General features: G+C 36.3%; 24 protein-coding genes and 1 tRNA gene. 3 read left to right on the top strand and 22 right to left on the bottom strand.

What is annotated here, in order from left to right; genetic code table 11:
- Window positions 1-24: 24 nt before the first annotated feature.
- Genes VZD24_RS03800 through porW form a run of 4 tightly spaced genes read right to left on the bottom strand, consistent with a single transcriptional unit; the run spans window position 25 to window position 3,747 of the window.
- Window positions 25-420, bottom strand: a complete 396-nt coding sequence (locus VZD24_RS03800; protein WP_342686813.1) for a hypothetical protein — start codon at window positions 418-420, stop codon at window positions 25-27.
- A 6-nt stretch (window positions 421-426) separates the two neighbouring features.
- The gene (locus VZD24_RS03805) at window positions 427-648 is read right to left on the bottom strand and encodes an AtpZ/AtpI family protein (RefSeq protein ID WP_279449708.1); all 222 of its coding nucleotides are present in this window, start codon (window positions 646-648) and stop codon (window positions 427-429) included.
- A gap of 24 nt (window positions 649-672) precedes the next feature.
- A complete protein-coding gene (locus VZD24_RS03810) occupies window positions 673-1,140 on the bottom strand; it encodes a bactofilin family protein (protein ID WP_279449707.1) in 468 nt (155 codons plus the stop codon).
- A gap of 54 nt (window positions 1,141-1,194) precedes the next feature.
- Window positions 1,195-3,747, bottom strand: coding sequence for a type IX secretion system periplasmic lipoprotein PorW/SprE (gene porW / locus VZD24_RS03815; RefSeq protein WP_342686812.1), 2,553 nt, complete (start codon window positions 3,745-3,747; stop codon window positions 1,195-1,197).
- A gap of 282 nt (window positions 3,748-4,029) precedes the next feature.
- Here porW and VZD24_RS03820 point away from each other — a divergent pair, with 282 nt between their 5' ends.
- Complete coding sequence (locus tag VZD24_RS03820; protein WP_279449705.1) at window positions 4,030-5,070, top strand: 2Fe-2S iron-sulfur cluster-binding protein; 1,041 nt, start codon at window positions 4,030-4,032, stop codon at window positions 5,068-5,070.
- 93 nt (window positions 5,071-5,163) lie between these two features.
- On the opposite strand, the gene VZD24_RS03825 is transcribed toward VZD24_RS03820, so the two are convergent.
- From VZD24_RS03825 to VZD24_RS03845, 5 genes are all read right to left on the bottom strand, one after another.
- Window positions 5,164-6,198 (bottom strand): glycosyltransferase family 9 protein, encoded by a 1,035-nt coding sequence (locus tag VZD24_RS03825; protein WP_342686811.1) that lies wholly within the window; start codon window positions 6,196-6,198, stop codon window positions 5,164-5,166.
- 54 nt (window positions 6,199-6,252) lie between these two features.
- Complete coding sequence (locus VZD24_RS03830; protein WP_279449703.1) at window positions 6,253-6,861, bottom strand: DUF4254 domain-containing protein; 609 nt, start codon at window positions 6,859-6,861, stop codon at window positions 6,253-6,255.
- Between the two features lie 61 nt (window positions 6,862-6,922).
- The gene (locus VZD24_RS03835; protein ID WP_342686810.1) at window positions 6,923-7,942 is read right to left on the bottom strand and encodes a DNA adenine methylase; all 1,020 of its coding nucleotides are present in this window, start codon (window positions 7,940-7,942) and stop codon (window positions 6,923-6,925) included.
- Window positions 7,939-8,580 carry a hypothetical protein gene (locus tag VZD24_RS03840; RefSeq protein ID WP_342686809.1) on the bottom strand — a complete coding sequence of 214 codons (642 nt, stop codon included), beginning with the start codon at window positions 8,578-8,580 and terminating at the stop codon, window positions 7,939-7,941. The genes VZD24_RS03835 and VZD24_RS03840 overlap by 4 nt, the downstream gene beginning before the upstream one ends.
- Window positions 8,577-9,530, bottom strand: a complete 954-nt coding sequence (locus VZD24_RS03845; RefSeq protein WP_342686808.1) for a DUF6427 family protein — start codon at window positions 9,528-9,530, stop codon at window positions 8,577-8,579. Before VZD24_RS03845 ends, VZD24_RS03840 begins: the two co-directional genes overlap by 4 nt.
- A 41-nt stretch (window positions 9,531-9,571) precedes the next feature.
- Between VZD24_RS03845 and VZD24_RS03850 the strand changes: the two genes are divergently transcribed.
- The gene (locus VZD24_RS03850; RefSeq protein ID WP_279449699.1) at window positions 9,572-9,799 is read left to right on the top strand and encodes a DUF6341 family protein; all 228 of its coding nucleotides are present in this window, start codon (window positions 9,572-9,574) and stop codon (window positions 9,797-9,799) included.
- Window positions 9,800-9,802: 3 nt separating this feature from the next.
- Here VZD24_RS03850 and purD read toward each other — a convergent pair whose 3' ends face one another.
- A complete protein-coding gene (gene purD / locus VZD24_RS03855) occupies window positions 9,803-11,074 on the bottom strand; it encodes a phosphoribosylamine--glycine ligase (RefSeq protein WP_342686807.1) in 1,272 nt (423 codons plus the stop codon).
- Window positions 11,075-11,141: 67 nt separating this feature from the next.
- Here purD and VZD24_RS03860 point away from each other — a divergent pair, with 67 nt between their 5' ends.
- Window positions 11,142-12,455, top strand: coding sequence for a phenylacetate--CoA ligase family protein (locus VZD24_RS03860; protein ID WP_279449697.1), 1,314 nt, complete (start codon window positions 11,142-11,144; stop codon window positions 12,453-12,455).
- 3 nt (window positions 12,456-12,458) lie between these two features.
- On the opposite strand, the gene VZD24_RS03865 is transcribed toward VZD24_RS03860, so the two are convergent.
- From VZD24_RS03865 to kbl, 12 genes are all read right to left on the bottom strand, one after another.
- Window positions 12,459-13,271, bottom strand: coding sequence for a glycosyltransferase family 2 protein (locus VZD24_RS03865; RefSeq protein WP_279449696.1), 813 nt, complete (start codon window positions 13,269-13,271; stop codon window positions 12,459-12,461).
- Window positions 13,240-14,592 carry an exopolysaccharide biosynthesis polyprenyl glycosylphosphotransferase gene (locus VZD24_RS03870; RefSeq protein WP_279449695.1) on the bottom strand — a complete coding sequence of 451 codons (1,353 nt, stop codon included), beginning with the start codon at window positions 14,590-14,592 and terminating at the stop codon, window positions 13,240-13,242. Before VZD24_RS03870 ends, VZD24_RS03865 begins: the two co-directional genes overlap by 32 nt.
- Window positions 14,593-14,597: 5 nt before the next feature.
- Complete coding sequence (locus VZD24_RS03875) at window positions 14,598-15,584, bottom strand: UDP-glucuronic acid decarboxylase family protein (protein ID WP_279449694.1); 987 nt, start codon at window positions 15,582-15,584, stop codon at window positions 14,598-14,600.
- Window positions 15,581-16,894, bottom strand: a complete 1,314-nt coding sequence (locus VZD24_RS03880) for a UDP-glucose dehydrogenase family protein (protein WP_342686806.1) — start codon at window positions 16,892-16,894, stop codon at window positions 15,581-15,583. Before VZD24_RS03880 ends, VZD24_RS03875 begins: the two co-directional genes overlap by 4 nt.
- A gap of 115 nt (window positions 16,895-17,009) precedes the next feature.
- Entirely contained in the window at window positions 17,010-18,233 is a 1,224-nt protein-coding gene (locus tag VZD24_RS03885) for an O-antigen ligase family protein (RefSeq protein ID WP_342686805.1), read from the bottom strand.
- Window positions 18,234-18,364: 131 nt separating this feature from the next.
- On the bottom strand, window positions 18,365-19,699 hold the full coding sequence (locus VZD24_RS03890; RefSeq protein ID WP_279449691.1) for an MATE family efflux transporter: 1,335 nt from the start codon (window positions 19,697-19,699) through the stop codon (window positions 18,365-18,367).
- A 29-nt stretch (window positions 19,700-19,728) separates the two neighbouring features.
- Entirely contained in the window at window positions 19,729-20,244 is a 516-nt protein-coding gene (locus tag VZD24_RS03895) for a GNAT family N-acetyltransferase (protein WP_342686804.1), read from the bottom strand.
- A 55-nt stretch (window positions 20,245-20,299) separates the two neighbouring features.
- Window positions 20,300-20,373, bottom strand: a tRNA-Ala gene (locus VZD24_RS03900).
- A gap of 80 nt (window positions 20,374-20,453) precedes the next feature.
- On the bottom strand, window positions 20,454-21,293 hold the full coding sequence (locus VZD24_RS03905; RefSeq protein WP_342686803.1) for an alpha/beta hydrolase family protein: 840 nt from the start codon (window positions 21,291-21,293) through the stop codon (window positions 20,454-20,456).
- Window positions 21,293-24,019, bottom strand: a complete 2,727-nt coding sequence (locus tag VZD24_RS03910) for a PD-(D/E)XK nuclease family protein (RefSeq protein WP_342686802.1) — start codon at window positions 24,017-24,019, stop codon at window positions 21,293-21,295. The genes VZD24_RS03905 and VZD24_RS03910 overlap by 1 nt, the downstream gene beginning before the upstream one ends.
- Before the next feature lie 72 nt (window positions 24,020-24,091).
- Window positions 24,092-25,477, bottom strand: coding sequence for an OmpA family protein (locus tag VZD24_RS03915; protein ID WP_342686801.1), 1,386 nt, complete (start codon window positions 25,475-25,477; stop codon window positions 24,092-24,094).
- 122 nt (window positions 25,478-25,599) lie between these two features.
- Window positions 25,600-26,799: a glycine C-acetyltransferase gene (kbl, locus tag VZD24_RS03920; protein WP_279449686.1), complete on the bottom strand. Its 1,200-nt coding sequence runs from the start codon at window positions 26,797-26,799 to the stop codon at window positions 25,600-25,602.
- Between the last annotated feature and the right edge of the window lie 11 nt (window positions 26,800-26,810).

Below are 26,810 nucleotides of genomic sequence, written 5' to 3' on the forward strand. Positions count from 1 at the left end.
TTTTATGAAAATAATCGAGTTTACTTACGGAGCAGATTGACGTAAAAGCCTTAATGTGAGCACTATTTCAAGAAATAAATAAAGAAAATAAGGGCTGAAAAAGGATACAAAATCTGGAATTTTTGAAACTTGCTCCATTTTTATGAGCGGAATTAAAAACACAATGGCGGCAATCATCTTCAATAAAATAAATCCTAAAAAGGCAAAGCCTATATAATTAGGAACAATTTTACTAACAAGGTAAAGCACCGAAAGTATTACTAAAGTTACTACGAAATGAAAGGTATATACGCTCCAAATTGAATAGTAGAAAATAAAGCTATCAGAAATACTATCTACTATTAATCTATGAAGGAAGTACAGCGGCAGTGTTACTAACACCAAAAGCGTAGGAATGAAGTAAAATTTATTGACTTTCAAAATGTTTCAATCTTTTTTATTCATATTTTGAAGCTGTTTAATTACAGCATACAGCGAAATAAAAACGCCTAAAAGAGAAAAGATAATGGTATAGGCAGCGTATTTATTTGGATAAATTTCGTCTAATTTTCTGCCAGCAAATACCCCGATACCAATTGTTACACCCATCTGTATTGCAATGCCAGAAAACACAGCCCATTTTCGGAGATTATTATTATTGTCCGACATGCGCAAAATAGATTATGTTCATTCTTAAGAATCTGCTACTTTTTTGATCTGAGATTGACGGTCAAAAAGATTCGCTTTAGAATTCTCTGAATTTGAATTTGACTGATTAATAGCTGTTACAGTTTTAGCTTTACCCCCCTGCATTACACAGGATGCATTTAATGTAGCGCCAGGTTCAACAGATAATTTACCCACTGTTACATCGCCTTCAATTACTGCCGAAGCTCTTAAAGTAAGTGTTCCCGAAACCTGCAATGTTCCTTCAAATTTACCTTCAATATCTGCATTTTCGCAAGTAAGGGTTCCTATTATAACCCCTGCCTTTCCCAAGACTACCTTAGACGGTGTATTAACGTTACCATCAATTGAGCCATCAATTCTAAAAAACCCAGATGAGGAAACATCGCCTTTTAACTTGGTTCCTTCATTGATTCTATTTTGGGCCGAACCAGGTTCGGCATTTATTCGTTTTTCTTTTTTGTCGGAAAACATAATAGGTTGTATTTATATAATTTCTATACTGTTGTTCTGATTGCTTTAAAAATATTACTCAGCCACTTGACCTTGTAAATATTCGTCCAAGTTTTTATGGATTTGAATGATTTTATAATTCGGTGTAGAAATTTCAAAGAATTTATGTTTTACTTTATATTCTTTCTTTTCTTTTAGAATGTCGCCAAAGCCCTTGGCACCCAGTTTTGTATTTAGTCCGTGCACAATTACAAAATTTGTCTGCGGGGTGTAATAATCAATTGAGGTTACCATATTTGTATAGTGGTAATCTTTTATGGCCTTTTCAAGTTTATCTTTTAGTTGTTGTGCGGCCTCGGCTTCTTCATTGCTAAATTTGTAAACAAGCTTCCAACTATCGGATTCCTCTTCAGTTACAAAATCCTTTTCTGCTAAAAGAGGCAATGTATTGCTGTAAATTAGCTGCGCTTGCTTTCCTTCTTCGCTATTAGGGTAGTTTAGCGAAACAAAATTCAATGCTTTTTTATATGCCTCAAATCCTTGTTGACGGCCTATGGCGGTTGCTTTCAATAGTTCAAATTTAGGTACGATATCATTGCCGTTATACACTATAATATAATTATCTGCTTTGTTAATTACATCGGCATATTTAGATGCTTCAAATTCTTTATACAACTGTTTGTACTTAAATTCAGGACTGGATTCGTCCGTAGGTAATTGCGAATTTGGATTGCGGAGTATTTCTGCATAGCGTGTATCGGCGTGATTGGTCAATACATCAATTTTGTATTTATCTGCTGCGGAAGGGTTCTCCAAAATTTCGTAAATCTTCACCAGATTATATTTTGCCGGAACCACCAAACGCTCTTCAGGATTGTAAGAAAGTAATTTTTCAAGTCTGTTTGCGGCAAGATTGTATTCTTTAAATTTTTCTTTGTAAATCAAGCCTAATTGGTAATACGCAAAGTTTCTATCTTTTGCCAAACTATCAATTACTTTTTGCTCTGTGGGAATTTTAGCAATATAAGACTGAGGTTGGTAAAGTTCGTTCTCGGCAATTGGCGTTTCGGCAACTTCCTCCTCATCCTGCGTAATTAAAGAGCTCCTTTTACTCGATAGCCTCCAATTATCCTCTAAATTCCGATTGCCCCATATTTTTCTAAATTCTCCTTTTCCGTATGCTACGGTAGAAGTATTGTAAAAATAGAAGGTGCTTCCTTTGTTCGGACCTGCCGTGGTTTTTCCTTTTTCGTAGAATTCCTTATTGGCTATTTTTTCTTCAATTTTTATGGCTTCCAAGGAATCTTTGATAGCTTGTTCCTTTAGTCTAGTTGTGTATTCAGTAAAAAACGCAAGCTGTTCTGCCTCGTTCATTTTTGTTAACCTTAGAATACTGTCGTTTGCAGTGGCAATTTCTTCGTATTTTATTACATCGTCCAAATTTTCGCGCTTCTTTTTTACACGGCGCCACTGGCGGCTGTTTTCCTCCAGAAATGTGAGCGTACTATCGTAATAAGCACCGGCATTTTTATATTCTGCCGCATCAAAATTTATTAAAGCCAGGGTTTGGTAATTTACAGATTGAAGAATTCTGTCCTGCTTAAAAGCCTTAATAGATTTATTGTAATATTTTACTGCCGTTGCAATACTGTCGCTATTGTAATAATAATCTCCGAACTGATTGTAGATTTTATCTAAAAACGGACGGTTTTCGCGGTTTTTTTCAAGGTCTTGCAAAAGCTCTAAAAATGCGGTGCGATCTCCTTTTTCATAATCGAAGTTTTTACCTCTTTCCAAATAGGCATTAATCATATAGATTCTTGAAGTTTTTCTATTCATCTCTATAACTTCTTCAAAAGCTATATTAGCACTGTCTTTTGCGCCCAAACGATTGTATAACTGTCCTTTTATAAAAGTGTATCGGCCTTTTAACTCATTGTCTTTTACATTATCTGTCGCAATTTTAATGTAGTCTAGCGCGGGCTGTAACGAATCTAAATTTATAAAGGCCTGCGCCATCATTGCTGCGCCTTCTGCAGTTTCTTCTTCAGTAAGTTCAGCCTGCTCAAACATTTTTTTAAGGTTCTCTATGGCAAATTCTTCATTTTTTAAACGAATGTTCGTTTTAGCCTTCCAAACCTTAGCCACGTTTATATTATTGCTGGTGGGATAACGATCTAAAATAAAATTGAAAGCATCTAATGCAGGAATAAAACGACCATCGTAGTAACGGGCCTTCCCTAGTAACATATAAGCCTCGTCTATCTGCGGGTTATACTCCTTGCCGTCTATGTACATGGAATGTTTTTGAATTGCTTTAGTAGCTTTCTCCTCAGCTCGGTTAAAACCTCCGCTGTTCTGTTTATTGGCGCCAGGCGCCTTGACTTTTACCTCAGCTTCTACAACATCTATACGTTCTACAGGAAGTATCTCCCAAAAATTATCGCGAAATCCATATGCCAATTGGTCTTTAGCGTCTTCAAAAGCCATTTCGCCATTATACAGGGTATTGTATTCCGTAGTAACCGCTTGAATATTTCGGCTTAAAAAGGTATTTTTTTTACGAGAACACGCCGCTAAAAAAATAACAGCGAGAATAAATAAGGTAAGTTTATATGTGCCTTTCATCTATATTTTATATGCTATAATTGAATGATTGAATTTGCCGCTAAACATTATTTTGGTTGTGTAAAAAAATGTGTGCCGGCTCTTTTCAAAATGTATTCAGTTTATATGTTATTGTAACTTAAAAGGTTCTATTTTAGTATGTAGAATCGCTATAGAGCGGTAAAAATACATTTCTTTTTAATATCTACTTAAGGAAACACCGAAAAAAATGCTACATATTAAAGCGGCTGAAGCTTTGTTTCCTTGATTTCCTTTGTACTTTTGCAGAAAAAATATACGATTATGAGCGACTCTCATACGCTTACTGTTTCCGAAGTAAAAAAAGAAACCCCAAATTCCGTTTCTATTGCCTTTACTATTCCCGAAAAACTAAAAGACACCTTTGCTTTTAAGGCCGGTCAATATATTACAATAAAATACAACAAAGACGGAAAAGAGCTTAGGCGCGCCTACTCTATCTGCTCTTCACCAAAAAGTGGCATTTTAAAAGTTGGGGTGAAAAAGGTAGAAAAGGGTGCTTTTTCTGCGTATGCTAATTCAAAATTAAAAGCTGGTGACACTTTACAGGTAATGCCACCAACAGGAAAATTTATTCTGGAGCCTAATTTAAAAAATTATGTAGCTTTTGCTGCCGGAAGCGGAATTACCCCAGTACTTTCATTAATAAAAAGCACATTGGAAGAAATGCCCCAGAGCAATTTTCTTTTAATTTACGGCAATCAAAATATTGAAGAGGCCATGTTCTACAACGAGATTTTGGATCTTCAGAAACAATTTCCAAAACGTTTTTCAACCGAATTTGTTTTTAGTAGAAAAGAAGAAGAAAATGCTAAATTTGGTAGAATTGACCGGGCTATCGTTAACTTTTTTCTGAAAAATAAATACAATCAGACTACTTTTGAAGCATTTTACTTATGTGGGCCCGAAGAGATGATAGATGAAGTTTCAGCCACATTAAAGCATAACGGCATTAACTCAAAACAAATTCATCACGAACTTTTTTCAACTGCCGAAAAAGGATTGCTGGTTGAAAAGCATGACGGCAATTCGAGCATTACCGTAATTCTTGATGATGAAGAAGAGATTTTTGATATGCCACAAACAAAATCTATACTTGAAGCCGCATTAGACGAAGGATTAGATCCTCCGTATTCCTGTCAAGGCGGTATTTGTAGTACATGTATAGCTCGATTAAAAGAAGGAAAAGCCGAAATGCGAAAAAACCAAATTCTCACCGAATCTGAAATCGCAGACGGATTAATACTTACTTGCCAGGCCCATCCCACTACGCCAAAAATCGTGGTAGATTACGACGATGTGTAAACCGCTATCATCCCAAATGGTAAGATTTTACACTGGTTGAAAACGAATTACAAGGTATTTTAAGTTTTTAGGAATCCGGAAGTTAAATGCAATTTATTTAAGCAAATCGAAAATCTTTTCTACTATTGTTTTTGGTGAAATAGTCTGCATAGCATTTTTATATTCCTTCGGAAATTTATTGCCATAGATTGAAGTAGGAATCAACGGAAATTTTTCACGGTTAGCAAGCAATTGATTTTGAGCTGGCTGATTAAAAGGCACAAAGCCCGCATACGGATGTGTTACGCCCCAAAGTGTTACCACCGGCACCCCGTACATTGCCGCTAAATGCCCATTGCCGCTGTCCATGGAAAGCATTAAATCTAAATTTGAAATTAAGGTGAGTTCTTCTTCAAAGGTGATTTTTCCGGCTACATTGGTAACATTTGTAAATGGATTTTCAAGCTGCTGAAGTTGCTTTACTTCCCTTTTTCCTCCGCCAAATAGAAATATTCGGTACGTGTCCTTTTTGTCTAATTCGCGAAGCACTTCTGCCATTAAATTCAAGGGATACATTTTACTATCATAAGCCGCAAAGGGCGCGATACCAATCAATTTTTTCGGTTCCACCCCAATGAGCCCGTTTAATTTTGGCGTTAATCGTTTTCTTTCGGGTGCGATAAAGTTTTTTAAATCTATCGGAAAACCGAGTTTTTCAAAAACATCTGCATATCGCTGATGTGTGGTTTTAAGTTGTGAAATATTTTCCCCTACAGCAGCAATCAAAGCTTTTTTTTCTGCTCGGCCTTTATCGATTGTAGCGGTATTTAATCCTTTAAACTTTAAATATTTCGTTATTATTTTTGAACGAATTACATTGTGAAGATCTGCCACAGAATCAACGCCAAGCTCCTGAGCTTCTTTAGCCAATTTTAACAATCCGAGACGTTTATGTTCACCATAAACATCGGCTTCTAAAAAATTAAGATTCGGAATATCTTTAAAAAAAGGTTTAAAAAACGGACGGGAAACCACCGTTATCTTTACATCGGGATAGGTTTGCGCCAAAATGCCAATTACGGGAACCGTCATAGCCACATCGCCCATTGCAGAGAGACGGATTACCAGTATGTGGGTGGGTTTAGCCATTTGGGATTTGAAAAACCTCACAGGTTTTGAAAACCTGTGAGGTTTAAAATAATACTATTTTTTTCCGCGAAGCACTGGGTTTAGCTCATCGTCATTATACATTTTCATTTGCTTATAGACTTTCATATACTTTCTGCCGTGGGCAATATCATCCAACAATTGGTTAATTGCAGTACTTAAATCTACACGCTGTTCTAGCAGTATATTTAGTTTGGCTTTGCAGGCCATTAAATGCTCTTGTGAAGCATCTGTACGCGTTGCTTCTTCATTCATATGATAAACTTTTAGGGCTAAAATTGAAAGTCTATCAATTCCCCAAGCAGGGCTCTCGGTATTAATCGTTGCGTTCTCCTTCACCTTAACATCCTTGAATTTTTCAAGAAAGTAGCTGTCAATATACTCCACCATATCTGTACGATCTTGATTGGAGGCATCAATTTGGCGTTTTAATTTTAAGGCCCCTACTGGGTCAATATTTGGATCGCGGATAATATCTTCATAATGCCACTGTACGGTATCTATCCAACACTTTCTGTAGAGTAAATGTTCAATTAACTGGTTGTCTTTATCGTACGGATTATTAAATGGTTGATCCACGGTATTTATTTCGTGATATTTTTCGATAACTTCTGCAAAAATTTTATTGGCTTTGTCTGAAAACATAGTTTTATTTTTATTTTGAAATCTTAAGTAGGTTTCGACTGCGCTCAACCTGACATTTGGATTATGATTTTTCTAAAATATGCAAATATTCAAAAGTTGCTGTGGCCTTGTGGTTTCGGTTTTCGGTTTTATCGGCTTTAAAACGTTGGTATTTTTTGGTTTTCAAAGTATATTTTCCGAACCGTTCCATAACCGCTTGCACTTCTTTTTGACTCATTAATCCTTCGTTATTGTAACTCAGGAAAATATATTGAAATTGTGCGTTCTCAATCAATTCTTCAAAACTTTTTAGCACTTCGCCTGTTTTGCACCAATCACTTTTGTAGTAATCGCGCAAGCCAGTTTTCCCCTTTGGCACAAAGGTATCATATTTTGCGATAGTATTTAGCAAATGATAGTTGGCGCCGTATTGACGCGCGTTGTACGGCGGGTCTAAATATAGAATATCGCCTTTAATTTCCTTGATAAGTTGGTTGGCATCCTTTTGGAAAATTTGGTTTTTTTGAAAGGGCAATACTTTGGAAAACAGATCCTTTTTTGTCATTGCAGGTTGAATTATCATCGTTTTTGCTGCCGATTTTTTAATGTGTTTTAAATACGCCCCGTAAACCGAAGCCGTATTCGCCACTTTATCGGCACTTTCTAATAATGAAGCGAGCAAAAAGAAATATTGATCTTCAGTAATTTTTGAAGATTCTTTCCATTTCTCAATTTCAATACGAACAGCGTCAATTTTCTGCCCGTTTTCTGAAGTAAAATAGTTTCTGCCGGCTTTTCCATCTTCGGAATAATTTTGGAAAATGAAGCCTTTTTCGCCTTTTAGAAGATTCAATTCATTTATAAATCCTTCGTAATTGAAAACTATATGATTGCCGATATAATTTCGGTTTAACACAAAACTGTAATACTCCACATCGTTTGCGATAATTTGTTTTACGTGGGGTTTAAAATTTCGGCCTACGATACCCGTACCCGCGAATAGGTCGCAGAATGTTTTATTATGAAGGTCATTTCCGCAGGTTTCGGTAACTGTTTCAAATATGAAACTGGAGAGTTTGTGTTTGGAGCCTATGTAGTTCATTGAGAAACCCAGATAATATCGCTAAAAGTTTTCTGTTCGCCTACAAAAGTAAAGGAATGAAGTTGCTCCGGCCGGAAAGAATCAACATATTTTTGAATGGCATTTTTAAGCAGTGAAATTTCAGCTTTTAATTTCCAGTGCTCCCCGGTTTCATTATAAACAACAATAAAAAGTCGGTTTTTAAAATGATGTCTTTTTTGGGTGCTTTGATTTTTATAGAGCCACGAAATAAGTTCGTGTTTATGCGTTTTGGCATAGTTAAAAGTTTTGCCAAATTGTTTTGGGAAGACCGATGTTTTATGATCAAAAGGAATTCCGAAGAGGTAAAAATCCTTTTCTGAATCTTTGCAATCCGCCACCGATTCTACACCTTCTATTTCATTAAAAATTTGCTCTACCGCTCGAGCGCTCCAAAAGTTGTACCAGCGATTGGCGGCATATTGAAAAATATGCTGTTTGTTTAACTTCTGGGTGTCGGCCACATCAGCAATTTTCTGAATTAGAGCGTTCCAATTGTCTGTTCGGTATATAAAGTTTGTGTAACTGTCCCAAACATCGTTTTGCCTTTGAAACCATTTATAGGAAAAAGCCTGTCTTTTTTTAAGTTCTTTTTCAATATTTGAAAGAATTAATTTCATAAAAACAAAAATATAACGGGCAAGATTACAACCATCCACAACATAATTTCCTTAAACCAAAACTCTGAGGCGTCGTTTCTTCGATTCCTGTCCTTAAATGAACTTTCAATATAATTAGCGCATATAATTGAAACCGGAGCTAGAACAAAAAGTACCTCGGCACCCGTTTTATCGGGCGCGCCCAGCGCTACGAAAAGTGTGGTAAGACTAACATATAACAGTAGGATAAAATTTGGTTTTTCTTTTAATGGCAATGCCGGAATCTTTAAAACGCGATAAAAGCCAGTCCAAATATAAAATGCTGAAATAATAGTGACCGGAATTAATATTGAAACTGAATTATAAGCCGAAAAATTAAAACGTATTTCTTCTTTCCAAGTATAGAGCCACCCAATTGAATTATTAAACAACAATTGATAGGCCGTGTTCAAAAGTACTACGGCCAGAAAACCTGTAAAAGGGATCAATAATTGCTTGTAATTGCTATTAGGTTTTTGAACGATCGCAATCCAAAGAGGAATAAAAAACAACAGGCTCCAAAAATAGAACAGAGCCGCTAAGGTTATCCACAGACTGGCGTCCAATATTTTTTTAGACGAATTCCGATCGCTCCGCAAGCTCATAATTCTTCGCAGGGCTAGCAGTAAAAAGGCATTGGCAAATATTATTTTATGCTGAAGAAAAATTACAGGTAGCATTAGCATAAAACAAGTAAAGAAAAGAATAGCGTACGTATTGTTTTTAGTTAATTGATTTTTCCGGATTATAAAGTCCAAAAGCAACATGGCCAGCCCACTAATGAGCATAAAGAGTAAATGAAAAAAAACCTCTGAAATGGAAAAAGCTATAGCATTCGCCGAAATTTCGGCATACAAATACCCAGCAATTATAAAAACACCGAGAATTAAATAGTTTATTGGGTTAGATTTTCCAAAAAAGCTTGTTAGCATAGGGTGTTATTTTATATTTTTGTCTCTTAAAGATTAAAGATATGACTTGGAAAGGTTTTTGGGAAGGAATAGCTTCCCTTTTTGAAGATTTTCTATTTATACCCTACGACGCTTTAATGAAGTTAGAGCTCGATAGTTGGTGGTTGGCAAATATAGTTTCTTGGATATTTTTACTTATTGGTGCGGCAGCCTTTATTTATTGGCTACGCAAATTGAAAGATTTTAATGAAAATACCGAAGTAACTTACACCTTCGACGAAAATCCATAATTTTTATAGGTCGAAACCTATATCAGTACGATATTGCATCCTATCAAAAGATATATTTTTTATGTTTTGGTAGGATTTTTTTAATGCCTTTCTAAAATCACTATCCAGCGAAGTTACGGCCAATACTCGTCCACCATTGGTAAGTATTTTATCATTTTCAGCTTTGGTTCCCGCATGAAAAACAATAGAGCCTTCAATATTTTCTAATCCTTTAATTATTTTGTTTTTTTCATAATTTTCAGGATATCCACCAGAGACGAGCATGACAGTGGTTGCGGCTCTTTCGTCAATTTCAATAGTGCTATCGTTTAATTTTTTATGGTAGGTAACTTCAAATAAATCTACCAAATCCGTTTTTATGCGCGGTAGCACAACTTCGGTCTCAGGATCGCCCATCCGTACATTGTATTCTATAACATATGGTTCGTTCTTCACTTTAATCAACCCAATAAAAACAAAACCTTTATAATCAATATTTTCTTTTGCAAGCCCGTTAACCGTAGGTTTTACAATTCTATTTTCAATTTTTTCCATAAGCATTTCGTCTGCGAAGGGTACCGGGGAAATAGCGCCCATTCCGCCCGTATTCAAGCCCGTATCGCCCTCGCCAATACGTTTGTAGTCTTTGGCCGTGGGAAGAATTTTGTAGTTTTTACCATCTGTTAATACAAAAACACTGAGTTCTATTCCGTCTAAAAACTCTTCGATAACCACTTTGGAACTCGCTTCGCCAAATTTACTATGGGTGAGCATATTTTCAAGTTCTTGTTTGGCTTCATTTAAATTGTTTAAGATTAAAACACCTTTTCCTGCCGCCAATCCGTCTGCTTTTAACACATAAGGAGGGTTCAGTTTTTCCAGAAATAATTTTCCAGCTTCCAAAGATTTGGCCGTAAAGCTCTCGTATGCAGCCGTGGGAATGTTGTGCTGCATCATAAACTCCTTTGCGCGCTCTTTACTGCCTTCGAGCAAAGCACCTCTTTTTGAAGGTCCGATGAGCATAACCTTTTTTAAGTCTGGCGTTTCGGCAAAATAATTGGCTATCCCCTGCACTAAAGGATCTTCTGGACCCACAATTACCATTTCAATATTATTGTCAACAACGCATTTGTTTACCGCTTTAAAATCGGTTATGTTTAACGGAATGTTAGTTGCAATAGAGGCTGTTCCTGCATTTCCAGGTGCTACAAAAAGTTTATCGCAGCGTTTGCTCTGCGAAATTTTATAAGCAAATGTATGTTCGCGACCTCCAGACCCAAGAATTAAGATATTCATAATTGAAATGTTTTGTTTCGGTGTCAAAAATAATTGTTTGTAAATTGACACCCTAATTTATTCTAAAATGAATTTGTTCGAATTTACATTGAAGTTTAGTGGTTTCCCCATTGCCGAAGCCAAGCGGAAATTAAAGAATATTCAGCAAATTCCAGAAAATGAATTTGAAAACTATGTTCTTAGAGCGCGAGAAGAAATAGTTAAATACCACTTACAAAACACTCCGTTTTATAAAAATTTTATAGGAAAAAACAACGTGGCTTGGAAAGAAATTCCGGTGCTGACCAAGAGCCATCTTCAACAACCTTTAGAATTACGACTTTCTACCGAATATCAAAAAAATTCAATTTATATAAGTAAAACATCGGGTTCTAGTGGCACGCCATTTATTTTTGCGAAAGATAAATACTGTCATGCATTAGCTTGGGCAAAATTTTTATCCAGCTACGGCAAATTAGAAATTGATTTAAACACATCATTACAGGCGCGATTTTATGGAATTCCACTAGAATTAAAAGGATATTATAAAGAACGGTTTAAAGATTTTTTAGGTAAGCGATACAGGTTTCCAATTTTTAATCTTTCAGATGAAAAGTTAAAGGGAATTTTAAATTCATTTAAAAAGAAAGAATTTGTTTATATGAATGGGTACACTAGTTCAATTGTACTTTTTGCAAAATATATAAAAGAACAAAAGGTGGTTTTAAAACACATTTGCCCCACTTTAAAATACTGCATTGTAACTAGTGAAATGCTATTTGAAGACGACAAAAGATTGATGGAACGTGTCTTTGGTGTGCCCGTTATAAACGAATACGGCGCCTCCGAACTAGGGATGATCGCTTTTACGGATAAACAAGATAATTTAATTGGTAATAGCGAAGACCTATTTATCGAAATTCTTGATGACAATAATAATGCAGTTCCGTTAGGCCAAACTGGCCGTATAATAGTTACCTCCCTATACAATAAAGCACATCCGATGATTCGATACGAAATTGGAGATTCCGGAGCGCTCTCTACTTGCAGTACGTTAAAGCGACCGGTGTTGGAGAAACTAATAGGACGAACAAACGATTTTGCCAAATTACCAAGTGGTAAGGTAGTTCCGGGCCTTACGTTTTATTATGTTACCAAAACAATAATTTCAAATAGTGGTAACGTTAAAGAATTTGTTATTGAACAGTCTAAAACCAATACTTTTAATATCCAATATGTTGCAAATAGGGCGCTAGAACCGCAGGAAAAGTTAGATATCGAAAAATCGGTTGCTAAATATTTGGAAACCGATTTAAAACTTATTTTTGAAAAAATGCCGGTTTTAGAGCGAAGTAAAAATGGAAAGTTAAAACAGTTTACTTCATTGGTCGAGATGGAATAAGGTTTAATTTAAAGTTTCAATAAATTTAGGGCGAATAAAAAAATATTCCCATAAAAAGCAACTCATAAAATAGATTGAAACGGGAATTGAATACCCAAGGTGTTTTTTATAAAAATTATAGTTATGCTTCAACAGCCTCACTTTATTAGCACTTACAGAATCCTTTCTAATTCTGTAAAACGCCAAATCTTGAACAATTCCTTTTGCAGGTTTTTTACTTCTTTTTATTGCTTCCAACCACAATGCCCAATCTTGTCTCTTCGGAATTTCCGGCGACGCGATTTTTCCTAATGTGGCCGCGTGATACATTCCGGTTAAATTGCCAATATAATTATTGCTACGCTGTTTTTTAAAAGAAAGTACAGGCATTGCTATAACTCTTTTATTAAGTGGATTTCCATTTTCATCAATGTGAAGATAGCTTGTAAAAGACACGGCGCAAGCATTTTTTAGCATAAACTCTAATTGAACCTTTAATTTTTCTGGCGCCCAAAGATCGTCAGAATCTAGAAAGGCAATATAGGCGCCTTGGGCTATGTTTGTGGCTTTATTACGGCAATATCCAGGCCCTTGATTGGCAGATAATTTTAAGCACTTAATTCTGTGATCTTTGGCGGCAAGTTCTTCTATAATTGCGGCCGTATTATCGGTAGAGGCATCATCTACAATTATCAATTCCCAGTTATGATAAACCTGAGAAAGCACACTATTTACTGCTTCAGCAACAAATTTTGAAGAATTGTGAACTGGCATTATAACCGAAACAAGTACATCTTCGTTCACATCAATATGCTTTTTCTTCTCCTCGAATGGCATTGAAAATAGTTTGAAAAACAATTTTTATATCGAGGAAAAGACTCCAATTTTCTAGATAAAAAATATCAAACTTAACTCTATTAATAATATGATTATCGTCTTCTACTTCGCCGCGAAAACCACTTACTTGTGCCAATCCGGTAATGCCGGGTTTTATAAAATGGCGCACCATAAATTTATCTATTCTTTCGGCATACATATGGGTGTGGCTAACCATATGCGGACGGGGCCCCACCACAGACATTTCGCCTTTTAGCACATTTATAAACTGCGGCAACTCATCTATACTAGTTTTTCTAATAATCTTGCCAACTCGTGTAACTCGCTCGTCTCCTTTTCTTATTTGCTCTAGGTGAGCCATTGGGTTAGGAATCATACTGCGAAATTTATAACAGTAAAACTCTTTATAATCTAAGCCATTCCTTTTTTGCTTAAAAAAAACAGGTCCTTTGGATTCTAGTTTTATTAATAACCCTAGTAATGGAGTAAGCCAAGAGAGTATGCCAACAATGATTAGTAGCGACAATACTATATCGAAACTGCGTTTTAAAAACTTGTTGAACGGTTCGTCTATCGGTATTTTTCGCATCGATAGAATGGGCAAGACACCATAATATGAAAAGTCTAGTTTTTTACTGTAAATCTCTTTATTATCGGGAAGAAATTTTAATATTTTAAGGTTATTATCTACAAAATCAATTAATTTAATAAGGTCTTTATTGCCAATTTCGGCAACGGAAGAATATACCTCATCTATATTTTCTTTTAAAATATAGTCCATACATTCTTCAATAGTAACCTTATTTGGACCTCTTAAATCGAACGTTTTGTAAAGCTTATACCCATATACTGGATTGTCGGTGAAGAATTTTCGCAGCAATTCCGTTTTTTGGTTTAACCCAATAATTACCACTTTCCTAACATTGCCTCCAAGATGTAAGCGATACTTTTTAAGTAGAAAGAAAACGCTCAACTTCATAACAGTAACGCACAACAATACTAAACCAATATATTTAAATATGGTTAAAGCCGAAGTTGGCAACTCATTGTAAAAACCGAAAAAAGAAAAAACTATTAAAACGAAAATGATGCCCTGTTTTCCTATAAGCGACATGATTTTTGCTAGATGGGTAAATCTATAGATTTCATAAAATCCCGAACGTGTTGAAAGCAGCAACCAAGCAATGGTTAAGTAAATTACATAGTTAAAATAAGGGAATGGCAACCCAAAAAATTCAAATGCAAAAAAATGAATAAAGAAGAGATCTATTCCGTATGAAATAGGCCGTAATAAACCTGAATATCTTCCGCTTTTAAACATTTCTTTTATTTATTGTGCTTTGAAAAATCTTTGTGTTCGCTTTTCGTTAGTTCTTCCTTAGAAAGATTCTTAAAATACGCGAACGTTTTTCTCATTCCTTCTTCTCTTGAAATTTTAGGTTGCCAATCTAATATTTTTTTCGCCTTAGAAATATCGGGCTCGCGTTGCATGGGGTCATCCTGTGGCAAGGGTTTGAAAACAATTTTTTGTTGCGTACCGGTTAATTTAATAATTTCCTTTGCAAAATCTAGGATAGTTATTTCTTCCGGATTGCCAATATTTACTGGCAATGGATAATCGCTCATTAATAGGCGATAAAGTCCTTCTACCTCATCATCAACATAACAAAATGAGCGCGTTTGTAACCCATCGCCAAAAACCGTTAAGTCTTCTCCTCTTAATGATTGCCCTATAAAGGCAGGTATTACTCTCCCGTCGTTTAAGCGCATACGCGGACCGTAGGTATTAAAGATACGGGCAATTCGTGTTTCGAGTCCGTGAAATCTATGGTATGCCATAGTAATAGATTCCTGAAAGCGTTTAGCCTCATCGTAAACTCCTCGAGGACCAATGGTATTAACATTTCCGAAATATTCTTCGGTTTGTGGATGCACAAGAGGGTCTCCGTAAACTTCGGAAGTTGATGCAATTAAAATTCTCGCATTTTTTTCTCTAGCTAGACCCAATAAATTATGCGTTCCCAGCGATCCTACTTTTAAGGTTTGAATAGGTATTTTTAAATAATCTATCGGGCTTGCGGGAGATGCAAAATGAAGAATATAATCTACCTTTCCGGGAACGTGAACAAATTTGGTTACATCGTGATGATAAAATTCAAAAGTTTCTAGTTTAAAAAGATGGGCTATGTTTTTAAGATCGCCAGTAATTAGGTTGTCCATACCTATTACGTGAAAATCTTCGGCTATAAACTTATCGCAAAGGTGCGAGCCTAGAAATCCAGCAGCACCAGTAATTAAGACCCGTTTCTTCATAAATTTACAGCCTTTCTTCCAATGGAAATATAGGTAAATCCTTCTGTTTCCATATCGTTTATATTGTATAAATTTCTTCCGTCAAAAATAACTGGATTTCGCAGTAGTTCTTTCAATTTGTTGTAATCTGGGGTGCGGAAAATACTCCACTCGGTACAGATTAATAAAGCGTCTGCTTCTTCCAGAGCGCTATACATAGATTCTGAATAGGTTAATTTGTCACCAAAACGCTTGCTGATGTTTGGCATTGCCTCTGGATCAAAAACTTGAAGAATCGCTCCTTTTTCTAACAATGCATCCATGATAGCTATAGATGGCGCTTCGCGTATATCGTCGGTTTCGGGTTTAAATGCCAAACCCCAAACTGCAATGGTTTTTCCTTTTAAATCGTCATTGAAATATGCATCAATTTTAGGTAATAGAATTGTTTTTTGAGCTGAGTTAATTTCAATTACTGATTTCAATATTTTAAAATCATAGTCTGCATCCTTCCCTGCTTTTTTAAGGGCCTTTACATCTTTTGGAAAACAAGAGCCCCCATAACCAATGCCCGGAAACAGAAAGCGTCTGCCAATACGGCTATCGGTTCCCATACCGGCCCGGACCATATCTACATCTGCGCCAACTCTTTCGCAGTAGTTTGCAATTTCGTTCATAAAGGTAATCTTGGTAGCCAGAAACGAATTGGAAGCGTATTTTGTAAGTTCAGCAGATTTTTCGTCCATTACTATTATTGGGTTACCCGAGCGAACAAATGGGCTGTAAAGCTTTTTCATAAGTGTAGTTGCTCTTTCGCTACTTGAACCTACCACAATGCGTTCGGGTTTCATAAAATCATCTACTGCAAAGCCTTCTCTCAAAAATTCGGGATTGGACACAACATCAAATTCGCATTTTGCATTTTCAGCAATTATAGCACGTACTTTATCTGCCGTACCCACGGGGACCGTACTTTTATCTACAATTACTTTATAATTGCTAATTTTTTTTCCTATTTCTTCAGAAACGCTTAAAACATAGCTAAGATCTGCCGAACCATCTTCGTCTTCCGGCGTTGGAAGTGCTAGAAAAATAATTTCGCCATGCGCCAATCCCTCGGCAAGTGAAGTTGTAAATTTTAACCGATTGGCCTTAATATTACGCTCAAAAAGAACATCTAGATGTGGCTCATAGATAGGCACTTCGCCATTGCGCATTTTATCTACCTTGGTTTTATCTATATCTACACAAATTACTTCGTTCCCTGTTTCGGCTAAACAAGTACCCGTTACTAAACCAACGTAGCCAGTTCCTATTACTGAAATTTTCATAATTCTACCCGCGTTTTTATTTGTTCCCTACACTATTTAACTAATAAGCTCGGAGATATTCTATTGCGGTATTTTTTTAGTTTAACGCTTGCAAAAGTACAATTTGCAAATCTTATTATATCGTTTTTATGTTGTTGTTTTCCCCAGACCTAGCACTTGTAATTAATACAATTAAAATAAAACCTACATAGTAAGCTCCAATTTGTCTGTGGAAGAGATTTTCAATCATACAATATATCAGCAATATTGCTAACAATGCCATGGGGAAAAATTGTTTTCGGATCGATATAAAACTAGTAGCAATAAATGCCAAGAAAAGTACCAAGGCAATTATCCCTGCACTTAAGTAAAAATCTATAAATTGATTGTGTGTGTTGTAGCGTTCTGCTATAAATCGCTGTTTTTTATTTACATCGTTAATTTGGTTTTCATAACACGAAACCAATCTATCTTTTGTTATATCAAAGCCAATGCCTGTTAAAGTAAAACCTTCGTCATTAACTATATTTTGTGCACATTGCCACACTACGGCACGTAATTCGTAGGTTAATGAATTTTCAATAAATGTGGGTGAATTTCCTTGTTTAAAGGTTTTGTTTAGCCCAATATCCTTTTCACCTTTAATAACCACGAACAATACCCCCACCGCCATAATTGCGGCTAGTGCAATAAGGATTCTCCAAATTTTTCGCTTGCCATAAAATTGATGTATTAATACTAACACCAATAATGAAACCACTGCAATTTTTGAAGCGATAAGTACTATAAATACAGCATTTATTAAAATATTGGCCAAATAATAATTGTTATTTGGATGGTATTTTTTCTGAATTTCCTGAAATGAAATTAAAATACTAAATGTACAGAGTAGGCCCAAATACAGTCTGTCTATCAACAGCGATTCTACAACTTGCGGCGAATCGCCAAGGGCGAAATTTCCTACGGCGTCGGTTATAAGTACAAAATTATAAACCGAAAAAATGATTGCCGCCAACGAAGAAAAAATGATGGCGCTATTAATTTTTTTTGCATCAGCCACTGGAATATATAGTATTGCCAAACCTACTGCTATCATTACCTTTTTAATAATATTGAAATCTTCGACCAGTCTTCCACTGCTAAACGAATCAATAAATAAATAGCCGAAAAGAACTAAAAATATGGCAATGGGAAGCGATTTAAGTTTTTTGAAGTCTTCCTTCTTCACTATAAAAGGAAATGCGACCACCAAAATCGCCAACAGAATGTTTGGTAGCGCCCTAATATAATTATCAAAAGGTATAATGAGGTAGAGCAACAAAAAAGCATAGGGATATATGGCAGAAAGAAGTATCCTCATCGTTGTAAAATCTATTTTCTAAATTTTAGGGGAAGATAAAAAACTCTGACGAGATAATTTATGTTAAGTGCAACATATTAAACCCGGGTACATGTGTTACGCGAGTTTTGACAATCGCTTTTGCAAAAGCGCTAGCTCTCTATTAACGGAATGTATTTTCTTTTAAATTTAATCATCAATGCCACAGCTCTATACGCCACCCAAACAATAAGGGCGCTCCAAATGCCTATGAGCCCCCAACCCATATATTTTGAAAAATAAAGAACGGGTATAAAACCAAAAATTGTTGCGCCCAAAAGCACATTACGCAAATAACCCATTTCGCCCAAACCTTTAAAAATTGAATCTAAAGTAAAAGCCAAGGCATTAAATGGCAGACAAAGCAGTACCATAAAAAACATACCGTAAAATACAGTAAGTACTTGTGTATCTTTGTTAAAAAGTAACCCTAAGGGTTCATACAGTAAAAACCCCACAAAAACTAGTACAGCAGCTACCCCAACATTGTAAAGATTTACTTTTTTGGTTAGTTTCCATAGAGAACCATAGTTGCGCTCCCCTAAAAGTCTTCCTCCTAAAATATTTCCCGCCGCACCGTAGCCATCGATAAAGAAAGCAGTGAAAATCCAAATGTTAAAAGCAATGGTGTGTGCTGCAATATATTCCTTTCCTAAATCGGCCGCTTCTCGGGTTGCAAGTATCAATGCCGTATTTAAAGCCACAGATCGTAAAAATAAATTGAAACTCATACGCACCAATCGGGATATTTCCGGATGCAACGGAAATGTAAGTTTTAATGAAACCTCGGTTTTTTTTAAAAGAAAAAACAATGCCATTAGCGCCATGATGGCTTGGGCAATTAAACTAGCCCATCCAGCTCCTTTAATACCCATTGGTGAAATATATCCGTCTATCCCGTAAACTAATGCAAAATCGAGCGCAATATTTAGTGCTGCACCAATTGTAGCAATTACCATAGGCCAGAAAGTATTTTGCAAACCCCGGAACAATCCAAAAACGGCAAATGTAAAAAGCGTTAGCGGAAAACCCCAAACCCTAATATTGTAGTAATCTATGCTAAAAGACAATATCATTCCCTCAGCATTTAACAATCTGAAAATTTCTTCCACAAAAAAATATGTAGAAAATAGGACGATTATACTCAATGCAATATTAAAATAGATTGCCTGCGCGGGAAAGTTTTGTAAATCTTTTAATTTTCCAGCGCCCAAATTTTGTGAAACTATTGCCGAAATGGCGCTTCTAGTCTGCCCCAATATCCAAATAAGGGCAGAAAGAAATGAACCTACTATACCAACGGCTGCAAGAGATTCTATTGCAAATATGTCTAGATTTCCAACGACCGCTGCATCGGTAGCAGAAAGTACGGGTTCGGCAATTCCAGAAATAATAGCCGGAATAGCGAGTTGCTGGATTCGTTTAAAAGAAATATCGGTGTATTGCATAAATGCGCTAAGCTACAAAATAGCGGCCGTTAAGATGTTTTTTTTGGCAGTAGGAATTCGTAACAGTAAAAAGGATACTCACTTTGATTATAAAAATAAATAGCGTCCAAACGTATATACCCGCGCGCTTCATAAAATTTTTGATTACGTGCATTCTGGCTAAAGGTATCTAAGCGAATAGAGACCAATTTATTTTCAGCTCCTAATTTTTCAGCAAAATCCATCAGCGTTCGTGCGATTCCTCTTCCTTGACTATCGGGGTGAACTGCCAATCTGTGAATATAATAATTGTTAGAAGTAGGCGCGAGCCAATTTACAGTTTTGTACACAGCATCCATTTTGGTTGAAATTACAATGCAACCCACAATTTTGTTCCCTTCCAAATATATGTACAATTCACCGCGTTTAATATCTTCGATAAAAGCAGCTGCATTTGGGTAGTTATCATTCCATTGAAAAATTCCTAAACTTTGCATGGTATTTGCACAAGCCTTTGTTATAGCCAATAATTGGTCTATTTGCGAACTCTTTGCCTTTTCAATCATTATTGAAGTACATTTTTAAAATCAAAAAACCACCGCTGCTACGGTGGTTTTTTAGTGGAGAATATCGGAGTCGAACCGATGACCTCTTGCATGCCATGCAAGCGCTCTAGCCAGCTGAGCTAATCCCCCATAGTGTTTTTAAGCACACAGTTCCTAAGGAGTATTTGCTAATTAGGATGCCAAAAATAGTGATTTTTTTAATATAAGCTTCAATTTAAAAATGCAATTGTTACTTCCACTGCCTTTTTAAGTTGGTCGGGCAAATTATTTTCCTCCCACGGATGTTTGGCATTAAACACATGATCCGCAGTTTCAATAATTTTTAATTCGCTCGCAGGATTCCATCCGTGCATGGCAACAGCCTCTTTTACTGAAACTGTGGTATCATCACTGCCGTGAACAATTAGTTGGGAGGCACTTAAATTTTTAACTGCCCTATTTATTGTAAACCGCTTTTCATTTTGCTTAAAATCGCGATAAAATTGAAATTTATGTGGCAACATTTGCTTCGTTCTACTATTTTCAATGTGCGTAACCCCAGTTTCTTTCCAAGCTGTAAATTGCGGCGTATTTTCCTGAAATCTGGATTTAAAATCGCTCACACCTGCCCAGGTTGCAACTTTGTTTATTCGGTTATCTTCTTCGGCTTTTATTATAACAATGCCACCTCCACGGCTGTGGCCAATTAATGAAATTTTTGAAATATTTTTTGGAATATTTTGGTTTCCGTTTTCAATTTCGTTTAACACCCTATCTAAATCGTCCAATTCCAAACTGAAATTGTTTTCCGCAAAGGCTTCCAAATCTGGGAAATCGATAGGATTTTCCACAGTACCGCCATTATGCGAAAAATTGAATTTTATAAAACAAAATCCAGCCTCTGCGAACGCTTCGGCCACCAAATGCCACGCTCCCCAGTCTTTAAATCCTTTATAGCCATGGCAGAAAATCACAACAGGTACAGGGCCACTACTTTGGTTATAATACACATCGTAAAGAATGGGTTTTTTATTTTTAGACGTAAGAATATTGTTCTTTTTTATAATCATTAAGCTATTTCTTTTTCGGTGAAGGGAATGTTGGGATCGCAAATTTCCAAAATTAATTTCTTTAATTCAACTGTAAAAGTTTCCAAAACATCTGTATTAATCAGTTGTTCCTTTTTTCCGCGTGTAGTTGTTTTGGCGCCAAACTTTAGAAATCCACTTCCCAAATTTTTAAATGAAATGATTCCTGCTTCAGCATTGTTAATTGGTATTTCTCCATTCATCATTAGAGCGTACGTTAAAATCTGGAAGGCTTTACTAAATTTATAATCCTGATTTAATTCTTCCCATTCAGTAATTTCTACATCGCCTTGTTTTACTTGGCCCGTTTTGTAATCAATTATTCGAAGTTGCCCGTTGTATTCATCTACCCTGTCTACCTTTCCGTGGATATTTACAGGAAAACTGAGTTCTGCAAAGGGAATCTGCAAGGTAAGATTTGTTTCAATTTTTAATATTTTAATCGTGTTTCCGGCTTCCACATCTGCAATTTCGCGATCTATAAAATTTGAAATGTAACGTTTTGCTACCTCAAAGACAATTAGGTTTTTCCCTTTTGAAAAGGTACCGCCCTTAAATGTTTTTTTAAATTGCACACTTACTTCATCGTGAATGTTAGTTTTCATCTCCCGCAAATGTGCAACCGTAAGTTTCTGTCCTTCCAAGGGTAAATAAAATTCTTCCAATGTATCGTGAACAATGGTGCCCAAAGTATTCGCAGCTACGGTTTCTTCAACCTCTTCAAATTCTTGTAGCCTTAAAATTTTCTGAAAATAAAACTCTAAGGGGTTGCGGATATAGCTAGTTAATGCCGAAGGAGAAAAACCCCTTTCCGCAATTTGTTGGAGGCGATCCATGACGGCTTCGGTTTTTGCAATTTGACGCAATTCCTGCTTTTTTAACTGAACCTTTGGAGACAGCACACGTTTTTTAATGATGTGCTCTTGCTGTAATTCAACTTCTAACTGCCGGATAAATCGGCTCTTTTCGCCGGTATTTATTCCTTCCGAATGATTGTTATAAAGCACGGTAATATTTTTTGCTCGTTGCAACATTCTATAAAAATGATAGGTATAAATTGCATCCTTTTCGGAGAAAAGAGGAAGGTTGAATTGTTGTTTTAAATCGAAAGTAATAAATGACGAATTCGATTTTCCTGAAGGAAATATACCTTCGTTTACCGAAGTAATTATAACATTTTCAAAATCTAGAACACGAGTTTCCAATACTCCCATAAGTTGTAAGCCATTAAAGGCGTCGCCTTCAAAATCTAAGGAAGCTGTGGCCGTTAATTCGGAAAAAAGGGTGAGTACACTTTTAATAGATTTTAGGTGTGGATATCTTGTATTTAGTGCTTCAATTTTACCAAATACTGTTTTTAATTCGTGGAGTACAACACCTTCAACGGTGCTGGGTTTATGAGTTTTTTGTAGGTTTTCAATTATTTTTAATGAGGAAGTTATGGCCGTATTACTATCGTTTTTCCAATTGGCAAATAGCAATTCAATATTTTTATTTTCTGGGATAGTTGCTATTTCAATTAATTCGGTGGCAGTGATATGAGTTATGTTTTCACGCGTTAAAATTAGGGATATTTCGCTGGCATTAACTATTAAACTCTTGCCTAGGGGATGATTTAAAATTGAAAGGATATCTTTGTAATAAAGCGTTTCGGCATTGCGTTGCTGAATGGCAAAAAGTAGTTCAAAAAAAACAACAGCAGGAAAGTTTTTTAGCGAAACTCCCATAGTGAGGTTAATATTTTTTACATTTTCGGGTAACGAATAAAGCAACGGCATTAGAAGATTTTCATCGCCCAATACGATTGCTGTTTTATTTAAATCTTCCTCAGAATAGGTGGCTAGTAGTTCGCCAACGTGTTTTGCCTGTCCTATATTTTTTTGCACTTCTACAAGCTGAAAATGTTTTGGAGTATGGTAGTTTTCGGCAATAAATTTTGGGTCGTTGTTTTGATAATATTTCCAATCACCAATGTATTTTCTAATAAAATATGATGCGCTGTGTTTTAAATCCTCGAAAAAAACTCGATCAGTATCCCAGTAAATTTCCGTATTTCCTGCCTCCAGCAATTCCTGAATAATATTTTGTTCAGCCGTATTAAGCGCGTTAAATCCGAGAAAGAAATGTTTTTTATTTTTATTGCTAGAAATATAATGTTCTATATTGGCAGCTGCTTCGCGGTAAACCATTCCTTGATAACCAATATTTTCATTTAACAGTAAGGTTTGGATGTTCTCATAAAATAAAGGCAAGCTTTCCCAAAAGCGGATATAATTTGAAATCAGTTCTGTTTTTTCATCTTTAACACCCCAACGCTCCAATGTTTTTATACTGGCCAAATAATTAAAAAACGGCTCAGGATCTACCAGATAACGATCCATTTCATTAAAGTCGTTTAAGAGCGTAATTGCCCAAGTAGCATACGTTTCGAAGTCTTCTTTGTCGGGAATAGAGTCTGTGTTTAAATAGGCCTCGTAGCTTTTAAAAAGAAGTTCGGTAGCCTCTATAATTTTTAGACTGGAAAGCTCTTCTATAAATTCCTCTATACTACAAATGCGAGGTGCAAATTGCGTATTGTTTGGGTTGGTTTTTAATTCGTTTAAAAGAAAACCACCGGCACGTTTGCTAGGTAAGATAAAGGTAATTTCAGAAATGTTTATTCCTGTGTTTTTAATATGGTTCAGGGTTTGTTGAAGAAAAGTTTGCATAGTCTAAAAATAAGAAACGCCCCCGATAAACGGAGGCGTTTCAAAATTATTTATTAGAAATATTCTTCTAGATTATTTTTCTAAAGAAATTTCAACTCTACGGTTTTGTTGTCTACCAGCTGCAGTATTGTTAGTTGCAATTGGTCTTTCTTCACCAAAACCTTCAGAACGTAAGCGATCGTCATCCATTCCAATAGTCACTAAGTAATCGTGAACTGAAGCAGCTCTTTCTTTAGATAACTTCATATTGTATGAATCACTTCCTCGGCTGTCTGTATGACCTTCGATAAGGAAATTAGAATTTGGATATTCTTTCATAATATCAGCGATACTCTGAAGTGCTGAGTAAGATTCCTTTCTAATGGTTGCTTTGTCATAGTCAAACAAGATCGTTTTAGAGTACTCATTTAACTGCTTGATAATTTCTACGGAAACTTCAGGACAACCTTTGTTTGCTACAGTACCAGCAACATCCGGACACTGATCGTCTTTATCTAATACACCGTCACCATCTCTATCTTGGTAAGGGCAACCGTTATTTTCTTTTGGACCAGCTTCGTTAGGACAAGCATCGTCTTTATCTGCGATACCGTCACCGTCAGCATCAGGGCATCCGTTAAGAGCAGCTAAACCAGCCACAGTAGGACACTCGTCAAGGTGATCTGGAATACCGTCACCGTCAGTATCAGGGCATCCATTAAATTCAGCTAAACCTGGAGTATTTGGACACTCGTCAAGTCTATCTTCGATTCCATCACCATCAGTGTCAGGACATCCGTTAAATTCAGGAAGACCAGGAGTTTCTGGACATTCGTCATCTTTGTCGTATATACCATCACCGTCAGTGTCTTTTCCACCGAATTGGAAAACTATACCAGCAGAGTGTTGGAAGTGTGTGATTCCGTAAGAATCTTCGAAAGCATGTTTATAAGTGGATTGTAAGTTTAGAGCTAAATAGTCATTGAACCAAAACTTAACACCTGCAAGTGCGTTAGCAGAGCCAAACCCTATATCGTCTACCCAAGTGTAACCACCACCGATACCGATAGAAGGATCAAACCAACTGCTATTTAATGCACCTTTTAAACTGTACTTAATTTCACCATCTGCACTGTAGTAGCTCAGATCATCAGCAGGAAGGTCTCCTAATCTATCAATACGGTTGATTGAACCTGCTGCAGTGAATACAAAACCACTACCAATATATCTACTGATAGCAAGTCTTGAAACCGATGGAAGGATGTTCCAGTGGTCATTTGCATTAAAGTATTCGTCAAAAATATCCCCTCTAGCAGCAGCTGGGATACGTACTTGGTCTTCGTTGAGACCTGCTGGATAAACGTCAACAGCGTTTACACCAACCTCAACAGCCCAAGGATTGTTTTCGTCTTGCGCGTTCGCTACCCCGATTGCCATAAAAAGGACAGCAGCAACTAATAATCTGTTAAGATGTTTCATATTCGATTGTTTAATTTTTAAGTGTTAATTAAGAGCAAAAGTAAGTTGTTAAATTTTATAAACAAAAGCAAATCTAATAAAATTTTCCTAAAATCACTGCTATTGGTAGGGAAATAAAGGTTTTAATCGCCAATAACGTTTAATTCTTTTCCTACCTTAATAAAGGCACGTATCGCTTTATCTAAATGTTCCTTATTATGTGCCGCAGAAAGCTGCACTCGGATTCGGGCTTTACCTTGGGGAACCACTGGAAAAAAGAATCCGATTACATATATTCCCTCTTCCAATAATTTATTTGCCATTTCCTGAGAGAGTTTTGCGTCGTACAGCATTACCGGGACAATGGCCGATTCGCCATCAATAATATCGAACCCTGCATCTTTTAAACCTTTTTTGAAATATGCCGTGTTTTCAGTGAGTTTATCTTTTAAACTAGTATCGTTTGCCAGCAAATCGAACACCTTAATAGATGCTCCAACGATAGCTGGTGCCAATGAGTTGGAAAACAAATATGGACGCGAACGTTGGCGCAGCATATCTATAACTTCTTTGTTTCCCGTAGTATAACCGCCCATGGCGCCGCCTAGTGCTTTTCCGAGCGTGCCAGTAATTATATCAACACGGCCCATCACACCCTTTTCTTCCAAGGTTCCGCGACCGGTGTCACCAATAAAGCCTGTTGCATGACATTCATCTATCATAACCAAAGCGTCATATTTATCTGCTAAATCGCATATTTTGTCAAGTGGCGCAACTAATCCATCCATAGAAAAAACGCCATCTGTTACTATTATTTTAAAGCGTGCCCCATTTTTATTAGCGGCGATAAGTTGCTTTTCCAAATCATCCATATCATTGTTTTGATAACGATAACGTGCCGCCTTACATAATCGCACCCCGTCTATAATGGAAGCGTGATTTAGTGAATCTGAAATAATAGCATCCTCTGCACCCAACAATGGCTCAAAAACCCCCCCGTTGGCGTCGAAACAGGCGGCATAAAGAATTGTATCTTCGGTACCGTAAAAATCGGCGATTTTTTGCTCCAATTCTTTGTGGATATCTTGGGTTCCGCAAATGAAACGAACAGACGACATTCCAAAACCGTGTGTGTCCATAGTATCTTTGGCCGCTTGAATTACTTCTTTGTTGGCCGATAAACCTAAATAGTTATTTGCGCAAAAGTTTAAAACCTTTTGACCTGTAGAAATTGTTATCTCGGCACCCTGAGGCGAAGTAATAATTCGCTCTTTTTTGTATAATCCGTTTTCTTTAATTTCTTCCAGTTCTCGCTGTAGATGTTCTTTTATTTTTCCGTACATATTCTAAATTT

This window comes from Aequorivita flava (genome assembly GCF_038742595.1).
GTDB classification, from domain to species: Bacteria; Bacteroidota; Bacteroidia; order Flavobacteriales; family Flavobacteriaceae; genus Aequorivita; species Aequorivita marisscotiae.